Genomic DNA, 15,843 nt, shown 5'->3' with positions numbered 1-15,843 from the left:
ATTCCCCAGGCTAAATTAAGTGTTCCAAATTCGTGGTCGTACGGCCGCGCTGTTTTTAAATGCCGGCCTTAGACTATTCCAAATATGCTCGAACCCACGGCGACAAAAACTTACGTCATCGCCGAGGTAGCGAGCAATAAATACATCATTTTTTTGCGTCATACTCCAATCAGAAGCCACGCATCCACTAAGCGCTTCTACCGATTCAATTAATTCGTCAATATCGGTTCGGGATAACGACACGGTTACAATAAAAGTCCCCAGTGTATTTTTGTTATTTAAGCCCCAGACGCTTGCCTGCAGTTTACTACCGGCAACAATACGATTGCGTTCGATAAACAATGGCCTGCCAGAACGATAAACCTCCAAGCTCTGCAAGCACTCGCCCTGAACAAAGCGTTCGCCACTCGCCGCTCGACCAAGCCGGACGATATCCCAACCGGCATAACAACTATTACTCTGCAGATGTACTCGCGTCTGCAAGCGCCCTCTTGCACCATTAAAAACAATCGTCTCTTGCGGCAGCCATTCCAACACCGTATTTTCAGCAAGGGAAAACTCCACCTGCTGAGACTGCACTAAGGCAGAACCTTTTGCGCCATATATCTTACCCGCTGAGGGCGTAGTGATAAGCGCTTGCGTATTCTCTGCCAGCTCCGCCGAAATTAATAAACGATCGCCAATTACCATTCCACCCGGTGGATGTAATAAATAGATATGGCAGCAAGCTGGGCCCTCGGGGTAAAAAGGCCGTTGAACCCGTAAGGGGCCTTGATGCTTCGCCTGCAGTAACACGGTTTTATCTTCACGTGCGCTAAACTGCAGCGCAATACTGGCCAACCACTGCCTTTCTCCGATTGTGCTCGGCGACACTGGCTCAGTCACCGCTGCTGACGAACGCGATTCCTGTTTCGCCTTTTCTAAATAGGTAACGGGGTCGACTGGCACTAGACTGGCTGGCACGCCAATTCCTCTTATTATCTTAAAGTAGTAGGTTCAAGGGGTAAGCTAAGCTAGCTGGCCTTACCCTGGCTAAGTGATTGCAAGCACCAATATGGCGCACAAAGAGCCTGCGCGCACCACAATATTCGTGCGTTTCGACCCAAAAATAGGCATAACGCTCCGGCGCCGCACTAGTATTGATTGAAAATGCAATTTTCCTGCCCGAATCGCCTTTATTTTCGTTTGCTGGCTCCAACGAGGCTGCAGCGCTACAATAACCGACCTTACAGCTTCCTACAGTCACAACATCTATGATTGACCAACTCGCTAAACAATTATTTAACGACCTCAGCGCAAAGTTTAACTCTGCTAGCGATGCCGGCGACGCCTCCGCATCACAATTAAAAGTGATTATTGAGTCGGCACTGCGCAAGCTTAACCTCGTCACACGAGAAGAGTTCGACGCACAACAAGCGGTGCTACTGCGCACCCGCGAGAAAATCGCCGCGCTGGAAGCAAAACTCACAGAATTCGAAAAAGCCTACAAGGGTTAGCGGCAATCTCTCACATTCAATAGAGGCTGCGTAACACTATCATCACGGATGGATGATTGTGCTAAGTGCCTTGTCTCGACACTAGCCAAGTAAAAGAAGACATTACAAGGATGGCCATGTCACTCGCTATTGTTTTTACACGCGCCCAACTCGGCGTGGAAGCCCCTTTAGTTACCGTTGAAACACACCTCTCGAATGGGCTCCCCGGTTTTACCATTGTCGGCCTCCCCGAAACTGCGGTGCGCGAAAGTAAAGATCGCGTACGCAGTGCACTCCTTAATAGCCATTTTGAATTCCCGCAGCGACGCATTACCGTCAACCTCGCGCCAGCCGACTTGCCAAAAGAAGGCGGCCGCTACGATCTGGCTATTGCCCTAGGTATTCTCGCGGCCTCGGAACAGATCCCAAAAGAACCGCTGCAAAAATACGAATTTATCGGTGAGTTAGCGCTCTCAGGAGAATTGCGACGTGTAAATGGCTGTATCCCCGCAGGAATAGCCTGCAGTAACAGCGAGCGAAGCTTAGTTGTGCCTCGCCTGAATATGGCGGAGGCGGCACTTTGCCGGAATACGCATACCTTAACCGCATCCAACCTATTAAGCGTGTGCGCCCACTTGCACGGCCGCAATGAATTACCAGAACCCTTAAAACCGGTGCCACACAATGCTTTTTATGACATTGATCTAGGCGATGTAAAAGGTCAACCGCATGCTCGTCGCGCGCTGGAAATCGCTGCAGCTGGCGGCCACAACCTGCTATTTATTGGCCCTCCGGGTACAGGTAAGTCAATGCTCGCATCGCGTCTGCCGACAATTATGCCAGCCCTCAACGAAACAGAAGCGTTAGAGGTTGCAGCAATACGTTCTATCGCGAATAACATCAGTGGCGCGGACTGGCTCTCTCGTCCGTACCGCTCGCCGCATCACACCGCTTCTGCGGTAGCTATGGTGGGCGGTGGTTCAAACCCTCGCCCCGGAGAAATTTCGCTCGCTCATAACGGCATTTTATTTTTGGACGAGCTTCCTGAATTCTCTCGTCAAGTACTGGAGGTACTCCGAGAACCCCTAGAGACAGGACACATTTGTATCTCGCGCGCCAACGCGCAAGTGCAATACCCCGCACAATTTCAATTGGTGGCTGCGCTCAACCCCTGTCCCTGTGGTTATTTTAATGATGGTACCGACCGCTGTCGCTGTACGCCACAGCAGGTAAGCCGTTACCGCAATAAAATTTCTGGCCCGCTGTTGGATCGCATTGATATGCACGTACATGTTGGCGCCATTCCTCTACGCGAATTACAAGAAAAGCCTGACGGAGAAACCAGCGCAGTCGTTCGGCAACGTGTTGTTGTCAGTCGCGAGCGACAATTGCAACGGCAACAAAAATGTAATGCACAGCTTAGAAATAAAGAACTTGTTAAGTTTTGTAAGTTGGGCGAGTACGAAAAAGAACTGCTCGCTACCGCACTGGTACGTCTTAACCTTTCCGCTCGCGCCTACGACCGCGTACTGCGTGTTGCCCGTACAATAGCTGACTTAGCGGGCTGCGAAAAAATTGAGATGCCTCATATTAGTGAAGCTTTAGGTTATCGCAGCCTCGACCGCGCACCATCTTCGAACACTCTCACACCAGCATAAAGAGGAGTACACTTTTCTAGTTCTGTGTTTCTTGAATTACGGTGTCGCTACAATTTCCTTAATATAAATGCGGTATATTTTTCGGCTTCGGTGTTTCGCGCCATTGTCACCACACACGCTTGTACTTGCTTAAAGCTAGACGTAAGCTGCTTCAGAATTTATCCCGCTCGTAATTTTTTCAAAGTCATTTCTTAAGAATACAAACCTACTGGTAAATCGGAATCACAGCCGACCCCAAGATTTCGAACATTAAGGCTATGTGACATTTTCATCATATACATGGAGTTTACGCATGAAACTTACCCCCCTTCTCGCAACCTGCCTTCTATCATTTTCTCTGATTTCATGTGGTGGCGGCGACGACCCTGCCCCCTCGGAACCAACGCCAGATCCTAGCGACCAAGTATCTAGTTCATCTTCCAGCTCTTCTTCGAGTTCATCGTCCAGCTCTTCGAGTTCGTCATCCAGCGGCGGAGAAACTGTATCGGCGCGTATTAATGGTTCTATTACCGCGTTTACCTCGACTAGCAATTCCGTCTCTATCGACGTGGAAAAAGTTCAGGTAACAATAAATCTACTCGACCTCACGGATTCAGTTGTCGCCACGAGTTCTCCCGATATTAGCGAAAACGCTGCCATCGGCGGTGATAAGCTGCGATTTAATGCAGAGCTATCCGGTAACGACGCGGCGTGGATTTCGGTAGATGTTGATTACCCAGGGTTCACCAGCTACTCGCGCCGCTACCCTTTAGAAGATGTGATTTACTTTGACGCCAAACTACAAGCAGTAAGCGCTAATTCTGTAACCAGCTCAATCGCAACAACGGTGTCCGGTGAGTCAGTGGACGGCTTTAATTTCAGCCTCAACGAAGCCGATGGCGGCGACACTGGTGATGCCATAAGTATCAGTATTCCCGATAGTCTACTCGACGCGGAAACAACATCACTTAAGGTTGCGATGCGTACCTTCGATCCTAACGATGCCGGAGATGCCGAGTATTTCCCCGGTGACTACGCAGACTCAAGTGGCAACCAACTTGTATCCGTTGCTTTTAACTTTGCCGAAATTGAAACCAACGACGGCGTTCCACTGCAAAAAGCGATGCAAAAAGTTCGTCAGCAAAAATTGAGTAAAGCGCGGCAACTTGGCCTCGAAGCCCCGGAAGATACGCCCGTGATTGTCAATCGCGGCATCCCAGCAAGTAGCTGTTCTGTGCTTACTGGTATGGGCGATAGTGCCGAGGATATCGAAGGTTTTCAGGTTCCCGTTTATACCTACAACCCAACTACAGGGCTTTGGGATCTGCTGGGGCAGGGTACTGTTTACACCAACGCAGGGGTAAAAGTTGATGCGAGTGAAACCAATTTTGATTGCATCGATATTGGTTACACCCTAGAGATACACGTGTCCAACGAGATCTTTATCAGCAAATGGTGGAACCTAGATTACCCACTACTGTTTTCAGAGCCACGACAACTCTGTGCTCGGGTGCGCTTTAAAAATACCAGTGATCAGCTGCTCTCCGGCGTTCCGGGTTTTATTAGCGACAAAGATCAAAGCTTCGACTTTAGCTCTGGCTATTTTGTCACCGACGCTAATGGCGAAGCCTTAATAACGGTAACCCAAACTTCCGAAGGTGGCGATAGCAGCGCTGAAATCTATATTTATAATGTGGACGCCTACGGCTACACCGAAGACACTATTACTCTTTCCGAAAATTGTGAAACCCCAGAGGTTCAGGAACGGGTGTTTGACGTTCCCAAGCAGTGTGAAGTGTTTGGGGAAATAGCCTACCCTGATGGAACCGCCGTAGATCGCGGTGTTATTTACGCCATTCCACAAACCACTAATTATTATTTCTACGATTTCGGTGTTACCGACAGTGCTGGCGAATATCGGCTCAGCTTACCTTGCGGTGGCGAGTATTTGCTCTACGACTTTTCGAGCTTTTACTTTACCGACGACGAAACGGCGACAACAAAAACCGTAACGCCCGATGGTGTAGTTGATAGCGATGAAAAATCAGACGACGGCAGTATCGTAGAAGTGCAAGACTTTATCGCCAGCTATCCTGAACCCCTCGGTTACGTTTATGCCTATGCCTACGACGATGTAGATACCATTGTGATCTATGCCTACAGCGGTGTTAACGCCTTCCCCATGAGTGTTGCCATGTCTTTCAGTAACTCCGAAACCGGTGCCAGTTACGGTTCTACTAGCGCTGTACTCGAGGGAGAAATAGATGACGACACGCTAATACTTGCCGTTGGCTCTACAGAAGTAACGTTTGACTTTCCAGCGAGCGCTACCAACATCGTTGGCACAGCAGTAGTTACCGACGCACTGGGGCAAGTTTATGAGTGGGAGGTTTTAGTCTTGCAGTTCGGCCAAACCGACTAGGTTAATTTAGCCTCTAGCATTAAATGCTTATCACGTTAACGATCTAATTATTAAAATAACCAGCTTCGTAAGAGGCTGGTTATTTTGGTTGCAACTCAATTGGCAACTCTCTAACAACTAATAAAGGGCAGGCACTAAGCCTGCCCTTTTTCTTTTTCATCAAACCAATAACCCTGCACGCCCAGCTGACCCCAGCCCCAACGTACCCAGCGCAACAATGCGGTTGCTAGCCACAAGCTCCACAACAACATAGCGATACGATAGGCCATTACCGGCAGTGAAATAATCCAACCACTGGGGAGCTGCCCTTCGGTCTGATCGACAAACCAATTGAGGCTGCTGGCACTGGAACCATTCCCACCTATATACATATCCGGTACCGACAGCAACGACATGGGAATACTTGCAGCCAAGGACATCAAACTGATTACAGAGATTGCAAACAAACCTATTTGAATCAAATTACGCGCGTTCACCATGTGTCGCTTTGTTGCTGGCGCAGTGTCCGGCTGCCAGTTACCGCGCCATTGCAATGCAACAAACCAAATGGCCACAATTACCAACACGACGAGATTAATCGTCGCAATACCAAGGCTTAACAACAACCATTCGCGGGTTTTCAGCGGCGTAAGTGTGGTTCGGCTTAAGCCAACGGCCAATAAAAGCACCAATAGCAGCATGCTCCAGAACAACACGGCAGGGCCTAGCAAAGGGCCACCAACCAAAATAATCCAACGATCACGCGACACCTTTGCTTCTACTTCTAAATTCGCCGCGCTATGACCGAGGTTAACCGATGGCGTGCGGGCGAATATCTCAAGACCGTCGTCATTTTGCCAATTGACCAGCACTCGCTGCTCACCTGGACGCAGCGGCAAACGCAACAAACCTTGAACAAAGCTGGTAGGTGTATCTCGACCATCAATGTTAACCGACTTTAATTTACTGCCTTCGGGCAGCGGCAGCTCGTAGTAGCCGCCTTGAGTCGCACGCAAACTTAAGCTTAACGACGTATCGCTAGCACGACGACTTGGCCGGTATTCTATGCTTGCCTTGTCTATTGCAAGCGTTTCGCCTGCGACCGGCTCAGGCCGAGTAAAGTGAATGGTTACACTCTCACCAGGCCAAGGATGCCAAAGTGGGACTGATTCATCACCATGATTTGGCGAGGCCATAATTCCCTCGCTGCGGCTGTGCCACATTGAGGCGGTGCGCAACTGCCAAACCTCCACCCAGGCAACATTTGTCGGCGCCGTTAAGCTTAGCTGCTCAGTTTCTGAAAGTGTGCTTTCCCAGCTGACGACCTGTTGATTACTATCGAATCGAACATCCATTGAGGCTACAGCAGCCGTTTTACTGAGGTTGCCAGAAACGGGAGACTCTCCCGCCACTAACGGGATCGTCATGTTGATTGCACCGGTAGATGGAGCAATGCGCTCCACTACTGTGCGCAAACGCCACTCCATGCCGACATCTAGACTGCGGCTAACCCGCAGAAAGGGTGCTATGGGGTCTGGCAGTAGGCGTCCCGACTGACCCTCTAAGATTTCCCCGCCCTCGGAGCCTGCCTCTGCATTTGGCTCGGAACTCGCCTGACCGCTTTCGTCATTCACCAAGTTTGGTTTGCGACGCAACTGCAGGCTAGCACTGCTAAGGCGTTCGCTCGGCTCACCGCTCAAATTCCAGCCGTTAACCTCGGCACTGAAATTGTGTAATGGCATACCAAAATCTAGCGTTAAGCTCTCTCGCCCACTAAGGCTCCCCGTTAATTTAAGTTTGCTTACACCGCTACTAAGCAATACCCAAACACGACCTTCGCGGCTGTGTAACAAGGGTTGCGATACACCATTTAAGGTTACACGGCTTGGCAGCCACTGGCCCAACTGCGCCGGTAAAGGAAGGGCTAGTTTTTCCTGTGTATGAATGTTGAGTTCTAATGATAAGGCGTCGCTATCGGCTCGCAATACAACAGATTCCAACGCCACACACTTAGGTAAACACTGCGGCGGCTTAAGTAACTCTTGGCGCAATTCGGCGAGAAGCTCCGCTGAAGGAATATCCCCTGCCTGCGCCTTGGGAGCGTCTAGAACCGCAAATATAAAAGGCAACACTAGGGCAACAGTCGCGGCCGGCTTAAGACTGATTTTCGGCAGGGGCGACAACTGTAATCCTTTGCGCAGCAAACTAACCAATAGCGCTAAGCTAAGTAACACTGCCATTAAATGGCCGAACCGATTCAACAACGGCGATACCAACCAAATGCGATGGCTTTCAGCCGCCGTTACTGGCCCGCCCCAATTGATATAGACACTTTGCCAACGCCAGCTTGGTAAGCCTGGCCCCGCTTGAATTCGCTGCCCAGGGTTGTAGTCCGGCTGGCTATAACTTTCAGTTTTTGCGGCGCGAACACCGCTAACCAGAACCTCTTCAACCGCACCGATGTCGTCGCGCATAGTCCTCACTTTTGATCTTGCGGCAGGCTCGGGGGCGTATTGATCACGCTCTTGTGCCACGCTGTTCGACGCACTAAACAGTGCAAGGCCAGCACTATTTTGCATCTGGGGGTACACCATTAAACGCGCTTCAGCGGTAATAAAAGGTAGTAACTGTAATGCGACTAAGGCAAAACTGGCGACCAAATAGACCTTGGCGAGTCGCGCTATACGCTCTCTGGCATAGGGGAATATGGCTAAGGCAATCGCCAAATTTAACCAGACAAGCGTGGGCGCGGCATCGCGCTGATAAATAGTTAACAAGGTAATAAAGGCAAGTGCGCCGACGGCTTTGTTGAGTAACTGGCCCAAGCTTAAGCAAATCACTAAGAGTAAAAAGATATCCCACAAAGACCAACTGCTAAGCCATGCACCGCGAGCGGAATCGGCACCGCTAACATGTAAAACCGACCAACCCGGCGGCAACACCAACTCGGTGCTTACTCGACTGAATTCTGTCAACCAGCCGCTCACGGGCAAGCTGCCATCGCGCTTAACACGACTCACCGCCTGCACATTTACATCGGCGTCACGAATTTCTATTCCCGCACTTTCGCTATCGGCCAGCCGCGTTACTAATTCCGGCTCATCATCAATTTTTACGCTTCCCAGTTCGTAGGGCGCGGCAATATCTAAACGCCAACCTTGCAGCATTTCGCCACTAATCTCATCTTTGGCGGTAAAGCCCTCGCCCGAAAAGTCTAGCCATAAGGTTTTATTTAAAACTAACTCATTTGCTGGTGGGTTGGGGTCGCCACGAAACAGTTCGCTAGCGCTAAGCCTAGTATCTGGAGTGAGCAGGTAGGCTGGCAACTCTTGCCAGTGTTGCGGCATTTGCGTTTGCGACGGATCGATCAAGGTCGCCCCGTCCAACTGTAAGGTTCGCAATTGTGGGCTTGCCGCAAACGACCAGATTTCTTGTTGTGGCCAAAACGGGTTGCTAGGCGTAAAGCTAAAACTCGCTACCGGCTGAGTTGCGTGCGCCAGAAGCGCAATACGATGCTGGCCAGGCGTTAACTGTACTTTCAGGCTGCCATCAGCCTCAATGCGGGCAGGCAAGGCGCTATCGAATTGACGCGGTACAAACCCCGGCAACAGCATTGGCCCAAGTTGCACTTCGCGCTCAGCACCACTCACATACAAATACACTTCTGTAGCCAGTTGTTGTGGGTTGCCATCTATAAGTTTGCGGAACACTCGCACGCTGAGCGCATCCTGCTGTACCGCCGCGGCTTTCGACAGGGCTCGCTTTAGCTGCGGCGCTTCCAGCCAGAGCAAGCCGTTCTGATCAAGGTTGGGGTTTGCTACGGGTTTATCACGCAGCTTTAACTTCAGTAATGCTGTGGAGCGCGGCAGTTGAATACTGCGCGGCAAGTTGCGCCAGCTAAACTCTCCCTTTAACGAATATTGCCCCGCCTCCAGCCAAACGCCGGGGCTGCCGCGCTGCTCGACTATTGGTAACGCTTTCCCACCGCTACTAACAGCCACCGGCCAGTGTCCGGCATCGCCCGGCAGTGGCACCCATTCGCGTTTGAATACATCGACTTTATAGAAAAATTCAGCACCATTATCGTCTAGCTGTAGCTTTAGTTCCGTTGGCCAAATGCAAGCTCGCGTAGCACCGTTATATAAGAAGGGACAGCTGTGCTCAGGGGCGTCTTTTAACACCCAATCCTGCCAACCCTGCAATGGGGCGGGTAGCTCGGCAGCGCGCAGAGGCGTTGCAATCAGGGCGGAAAGAAGCATGAAACAAACCGAGCACAGCACGATAGCGGCACGTAGAGATGGCAGTAACCTGAACATAAATGTCCCCTTATTATGATTATCCTAAAGCCAATTCTAACGGTATATAGCTTCGAATCAGTCGTTAAAAAGTGTATGTCTTCTGTTAAAATCGCGCACCCAATCGAATCGCGGCCAAGCTGGCCTGTGGAGTAGCGTGAACAAACTCAACCCCCGCCAAAGTGAAGCCGTAAAGTATATTGACGGCCCCTGTTTAGTATTGGCCGGTGCTGGCAGTGGCAAGACCAGTGTGATTACCCGCAAGATTGCCTACCTTGTCCAAGAGTGCAACATGCCTGCGCGCCATATTGCCGCGGTAACCTTTACCAATAAGGCGGCACGGGAAATGAAGGAGCGTGTTGGCAAGCTGATAAAAGGCAAAGCCAGTCACGGCCTTACGGTGTCTACCTTTCACAATCTCGGGCTGAATATTATTCGCCGCGAACTCTCTCATCTTGGCTACAAAAGCGGCTTTACCATTTTCGACGCCGAAGATGCTCGCGCCCTGCTTAAAGAGCTCATGCTTAAAGACGGCGACCTAGACACCAGCATAGTCGAATCGGTACAACATCAGATTTCCAATTGGAAGAGCGGCCTAATCGAGCCTGTGCAGGCGCTAGAGCAGGCCGCAAGTGCAGGCGAGCAAAGCTGGGCGCGCGTCTACGAACGCTACAATAAAGCCTTGCAAGCATACAATGCAGTCGACTTCGATGACCTTATTCGCCTGCCGTCACTACTGTTTACCCACAACGATGAAGTTCTGCAACGTTGGCGTCAGCGTATTCGCTATCTACTCGTAGATGAATATCAAGATACCAACTCAAGTCAGTATCAAATCGTTAAACAGCTTATTGGCGACAAGGGGTCACTCACCGTGGTTGGCGACGACGATCAATCGATCTACGCCTGGCGTGGCGCCCGCCCCGAAAACCTCAGCCTATTAAAGCAAGACTTCCCCAGCCTACACGTTATTAAACTGGAACAGAATTACCGCTCCACTGCACGTATTCTGAAGGTGGCGAACGAATTAATCGCGAACAACCCCCACGATTTTGACAAAACCTTGTGGAGCGACCTCGGTATGGGCGAGCCGTTGCGCTTGATTCGCTGCCCCAGCGAAGACGCCGAGGCCGAGCGTGTCGCCACTGAAATACTCACCCAGCGGATGCGTCGCCAATGTAAATACCGCGACTTCGCGGTGCTCTATCGCGGCAATCACCAAGCGCGCTTGATCGAATTAAAACTGCAGCAACACCAAATCCCCTACAACATCAGTGGCGGCACCAGTTTTTTCGCGCGCGCTGAAATTAAAGATGTGATGGGCTATTTACGCCTACTGGTTAACCCGACCGACGATAACGCCTTTTTGCGGGTCATCAACACACCACGTCGCCAAATCGGCACCGGCACACTTGAAGCTCTTGCTCGCTATGCAACCGAGCGGGAAATATCGCTGCTCAATGCCTGTAGCGAGATCGGTTTACAAACCATCGTGCCCAAAAAAGGGTTAGAAAAACTACAGGAATTCAGCGATTGGCTACTGCGCGTGCAAAGCAACTGTCATAGCGGCGATCCAGTTGCCGCTATCCGCGAGATGCTAAACGATATTGACTACGAGGGCTGGCTTCAACAAAATGCCAGCTCACCGAAAGTTGCTGCCGGCCGAATGGAAAATGTTTGGACCTTGGTCGATTCAATTAAATCCACCATGGAGCGCGATGATAATGAAGACGCCGACGGCGAAGAGCGCTTGAACAGCGCCATTGCCCGCTTAGTGCTGCAGGATCTTCTAGATCGTCAAGACGAAGAGGATTTAACCGACCGCGTGCAACTTATGACGCTACATGCGTCCAAAGGGCTTGAGTTTCCACACGTTTACCTTATTGGTATGGAAGAAGAGCTTCTACCGCACCGCAACAGTATTCAAGAAGATAACATCGAAGAAGAGCGCCGCTTAACCTACGTTGGCATAACTCGTGCTCAAAAAACATTAACGATGTCTCTAGCCGCTACTCGCAAACAATTTGGCGAGAAAAACCAAACAACTCCGAGTCGCTTTCTAGACGAGTTGCCAGAAGTTGATTTGGAAAGAGAAGGCTTTGGCGAAGTTAACCCAGAACAGCTGGAAAAGAAGAAGGCGGTAACTATGTCGTCAATTAAAGGGATGTTTGATGATTAGGAAAGCAGTTATCAAAATTTACAGAGTAATCAATGCTAAGATGTCCGACTTGAGCGACGCCTTGCTATATTCCGAACTGTTGTAAGATAATGTCGGTCGATAACCTCACAAGGTTAATGTGTAGCGGAATTGAATAATCTGCGCGGAAATCATATAACCCAAATCACCTCCGAAACTCTAATGTCCCAGACCCTCTTGGCGCAGTTAACCGGATGTAACGTTTTGCTCTTCAAATTATTGCAACACACATCGCGCTCCTGCGGCAAACATATGGGGCTCAACTATTTTGTATCTTAGCGCCGAGGCAGTAAGCTCATCATGACAGCCAAACCACTCTCGTTAAAGCGACGAGCTATGTACGCTGGAAGCTGGATGATTACTGGGCATTTTAGTGCTCAAGTATTACGCCTCGTCAGTAACCTGATATTGACGCGCCTGCTCGTCCCCGAAATGTTTGGTTTAATGAGCGCTGTATCCGTTGTGCTCATCGGCATCAATATGTTTTCGGACATAGGGCTGCTACAAAATATTGTCCAAAGCCAACGCGGAAGCCAACGGCTCTTTCTAAATACCGCCTGGACGATTCAAATCATCCGTGGGTTTTTAATCTACTTTATCGCAGCACTACTTTGCCTGGCGCTCTATTTTGTTCAATCAGCGGGAATACTTACCGGCGATACTGTATACGCAGATCCGACCCTTCCTATACTGTTGGCGATAGCCGCCCTAAGCGCGCCCATTTTCGGGTTTCTCTCCGTTAATATTTTTGTTCAGCGACGCAATCTCGCCGCATCAAAAATCACCATTTTAGAGCTCTCCTCACAGGTTATCGGTTTAATTGTTACGATATTTCTTGCTTGGTTATGGCGAGACATCTGGGCGCTGCTGCTAGGCAACATAGTGTCCGCCGTCATTAAAGTGGCTGGATCACATTTAAAAACCTTTGGCGATCGCCCCGCACTCCAGCTCGACAGATCTTGCGCCAAAGAAATATTGAATTTTGGCAAGTGGGTTTTTGTCGGCTCTATCTTTGGTTTTTGCTTAAATCATGGCGACAGGCTTCTACTCGGCGGGCTTGTAACGGCAAAAGTACTCGGCATCTACAACATCGCTTACTTTCTAGCGATGGCCGCAAAAGAACTACTATTCACCTTATTTAAATCTATTTTCTTCCCAGTATTGAGCGAAACCTTTCGCAATGCACCGCAAGATGTCGAGAGAATCTATTATAAAATCAGGATTAAAATTGATGGTGTATCCATGTTCGCAGCTGGCTTTCTATTCGCCAGCGGAACCAACATTATCAAAATCATGTACGACGATCGCTATCACGAAGCTGGTCACTACTTAGAAATTCTTGGTCTATCGCTCGTTGCGACTGGGTTCAGCTTAGCCAATCAGTGCTTTTTGGCGCACGGCAAAGCGAAACTAACAACTGCACTTATCGCCTCGCAAGTATTTATACTTTACACAGTCGTACCACTAGCCTTCGTAACCAGTGGAATAAACGGTGTTATTTGGGCGATTGCAGCAACACCTGTCGCCAATGCACTCATATCCCTATACCTTATGAAAAAATATCTGTTCCTGAATCTGAAGCGGGAATTTATTATGCTTCCTATGATATTAGCGGGCTACGCGGTTGGCGCTTTGACAATTGCTCAGATAAACCTGAACTAAACCAATCTGATTTCGAGACGCGCCACGGCGGCAACCATCTCACTCGACGCATAAAGTATGCGCACTCGATAAATCCCACCCTGACCAATTTCATAACATTCCCCAGATACAAAAATGCCCAGCGATATCGCTGGGCATTTAACGTTACAAGCAACCGAATCTAGCTTAATTCGTATGGCTTAAACTGCGCTAAGGTGTGAGGACTACTTAGAACCTTCAACCATATAATCAACAGCCGCTTTAATCTCGTCATCGGAACAATCAAAACACAAACCCTTCTCTGGCATACCTTTGAAGCCGCCAATCGCGTTTGCATAAAGCTCATCTAAGCCTTTTTCGAGGCGTGGTGCCCAGCCCGCGGCATCACCAAGCTTGGGAGCACCAGCAGCACCCGTGGCATGGCAAGTGGCGCACTTTTGATACACTTGCTCACCAGAACGCGCCGCGCCAGCATCGGCCGCTGCGACTACAGCCGCTGCGCAATCGTCGCCAGCCATACAGGTTTCGCCTACCGGCTTAATGCGATCTCCGAGGTCTGAACCGGCAAATACGCCAACAGCTACGGCTGCAACCAGACCAAACAAAGCACCTTTGAACAACTTCATAGTTATCACCCTGCTAAATTGTAGAAAAATTAACCAAATTTTGTGCGCGGTATTATAGCGGTAAACACCCGAAATAGGCAGCACTGCCTGACGGATTTGACGGCGCTGATACTAAGGATAGACGAGACTGCGCTCTACAGGTATTATGCGCAGCACTGCTAGCAGCAGCACCGCGAATGCTCTTTAACCGGTATTCGCCACGCACCCGTAGCTCAGCTGGATAGAGTAGGTGGCTTCGAACCACTTGGTCGGGAGTTCGAATCTCTCCGGGTGCGCCATATAAAAATAGCCTCGTCGTTAGACGGGGCTTTTTTGTATCTGCCTTTTGTCTCACTCGGCATACATCGGTCTCTCGACAATTGAGAGCTGCCGCAAACACCCCTAACACCGCTTCATTGACTGTATTAGCGTCTACATCTAACCTGCTCTACACAGGTAGACTTGACCGCTTAAACTCCAACTTACTCTTCAGTGATAGGAAGGGGCTCTCATAGAATCGAAAGCTTAATTCGGAGACGATCAAGGTCGCCAAGGTGCCGAACAAAAACATCTCCAAACCAAACACCGACCAGCCTAACTTGGCCAGCACTTCTCTTACAAAGTGGAATACCAACAAATGATAGATATAAGCGCCGTAGCTAATTGCACCGATACGGTCGACAATTCGCCACTGCAATACGGAGCTTAGAAAGTGCTTAGAATTCATCACAATACACCCAAGCCATACCGTCATTAGCGCTTGTATCAACAGCCGTACAGCACCGGAAATATCTCCCGTCGCAAATTGCAGCACCAACACCAAAGTCAACAACACGATTAACGACGCCCGCCAAGAGCCAAGCCACGCGTATAGGAAATCGAAACTCGACTTGCGGTGCAGCGCATGTGCAAGCGCAACACCAAAGCATATAGGTGTAAACGTCGTATCCAATATATTCAGTTTTTCTGTAGCGCCCTCACCCCACCAAGCATTTAGATAGCCATCTAGCAAACCAAAATTAATCAGCTGGTTAACACCAATAGCAACAACCAAAACTGTGTAAAGAAATTTTAAACTGAAAAACTTTTCCAGGAATGGCCACACCAAATAGAACTGCTCTTCAGTTGCCAGCGACCAATAGATCCCCATATTCGCCGCATGAATAAGCGCCCAGTTCGCGGTAAAGGTTAGATAATAGGGGAGCGTTTCAGCCAATACCTGAGTACTTTCATCAGCTGGCTTAAAAATAAAATAAAGCGCCGATACGGCTAACAAGGTTCCGTAATAGACAGGGAAAATACGCAGGGTACGGCGAATATAGAAGTTTCTAAGCGAGAACTCACCGGTTCTACTTTTTTCCCGCAGCACCAAGGTAACAATTAAGTAACCGCTAAGAACGAAAAACATATCGACGCCAAGATACCCTAACAAAGTGATATTCGGCAGGTTTTTGAAATCAGCCGCGTGATGCCATAAAACGCCCAAAATACACAGGCAGCGAACACCATTTAATGAAAGAATATGTTTGGTCGAAAGGTAATTTTGGTGATGCGAGGCAGTATCCGAGGTCATCTAGCATAGTTCCAGAGAA

The 15,843-nt window shown here is 49.6% G+C and carries 9 protein-coding genes and 1 tRNA gene; 6 read left to right on the top strand and 4 right to left on the bottom strand.

Features of this window, described 5'->3' with window-relative positions; translation table 11 throughout:
* Positions 1–15: 15 nt before the first annotated feature.
* On the bottom strand, positions 16–963 hold the full coding sequence (locus tag IDZ20_RS00240) for an urease accessory protein UreD (protein WP_245792029.1): 948 nt from the start codon (positions 961–963) through the stop codon (positions 16–18).
* Between the two features lie 290 nt (positions 964–1,253).
* Here IDZ20_RS00240 and IDZ20_RS00235 point away from each other — a divergent pair, with 290 nt between their 5' ends.
* The 3 genes from IDZ20_RS00235 to IDZ20_RS00225 all read left to right on the top strand — a co-directional run bounded on the left by IDZ20_RS00235 (position 1,254) and on the right by IDZ20_RS00225 (position 5,534).
* Entirely contained in the window at positions 1,254–1,496 is a 243-nt protein-coding gene (locus IDZ20_RS00235) for an accessory factor UbiK family protein (RefSeq protein ID WP_188149417.1), read from the top strand.
* A 116-nt stretch (positions 1,497–1,612) separates the two neighbouring features.
* Positions 1,613–3,133 (top strand): YifB family Mg chelatase-like AAA ATPase, encoded by a 1,521-nt coding sequence (locus tag IDZ20_RS00230; protein WP_188149416.1) that lies wholly within the window; start codon positions 1,613–1,615, stop codon positions 3,131–3,133.
* 292 nt (positions 3,134–3,425) lie between these two features.
* Positions 3,426–5,534 carry a hypothetical protein gene (locus tag IDZ20_RS00225; RefSeq protein ID WP_188149415.1) on the top strand — a complete coding sequence of 703 codons (2,109 nt, stop codon included), beginning with the start codon at positions 3,426–3,428 and terminating at the stop codon, positions 5,532–5,534.
* A 134-nt stretch (positions 5,535–5,668) separates the two neighbouring features.
* Here IDZ20_RS00225 and IDZ20_RS00220 read toward each other — a convergent pair whose 3' ends face one another.
* The gene (locus tag IDZ20_RS00220) at positions 5,669–9,772 is read right to left on the bottom strand and encodes a hypothetical protein (protein WP_188149414.1); all 4,104 of its coding nucleotides are present in this window, start codon (positions 9,770–9,772) and stop codon (positions 5,669–5,671) included.
* Between the two features lie 193 nt (positions 9,773–9,965).
* On the opposite strand from IDZ20_RS00220, the gene rep reads away from it, so the two are divergent.
* The gene (rep, locus tag IDZ20_RS00215; protein ID WP_188149413.1) at positions 9,966–11,987 is read left to right on the top strand and encodes a DNA helicase Rep; all 2,022 of its coding nucleotides are present in this window, start codon (positions 9,966–9,968) and stop codon (positions 11,985–11,987) included.
* 318 nt (positions 11,988–12,305) lie between these two features.
* Positions 12,306–13,667, top strand: coding sequence for an oligosaccharide flippase family protein (locus IDZ20_RS00210; protein WP_188149412.1), 1,362 nt, complete (start codon positions 12,306–12,308; stop codon positions 13,665–13,667).
* A gap of 203 nt (positions 13,668–13,870) precedes the next feature.
* Here the strand turns inward: IDZ20_RS00210 and IDZ20_RS00205 are convergent, their stop codons facing one another.
* The gene (locus tag IDZ20_RS00205; protein ID WP_245792033.1) at positions 13,871–14,278 is read right to left on the bottom strand and encodes a c-type cytochrome; all 408 of its coding nucleotides are present in this window, start codon (positions 14,276–14,278) and stop codon (positions 13,871–13,873) included.
* 195 nt (positions 14,279–14,473) lie between these two features.
* Here IDZ20_RS00205 and IDZ20_RS00200 point away from each other — a divergent pair.
* Positions 14,474–14,550, top strand: a tRNA-Arg gene (locus tag IDZ20_RS00200).
* A gap of 149 nt (positions 14,551–14,699) precedes the next feature.
* On the opposite strand, the gene IDZ20_RS00195 is transcribed toward IDZ20_RS00200, so the two are convergent.
* A complete protein-coding gene (locus tag IDZ20_RS00195) occupies positions 14,700–15,824 on the bottom strand; it encodes an acyltransferase family protein (protein ID WP_188149410.1) in 1,125 nt (374 codons plus the stop codon).
* Positions 15,825–15,843: the final 19 nt, after the last annotated feature.

This window comes from Teredinibacter waterburyi (genome assembly GCF_001922985.1).
GTDB classification, from domain to species: Bacteria; Pseudomonadota; Gammaproteobacteria; order Pseudomonadales; family Cellvibrionaceae; genus Teredinibacter; species Teredinibacter waterburyi.
Note: the sequence above shows the minus strand (reverse complement) of the source record. Positions and strands in the feature narration are given on the sequence as shown.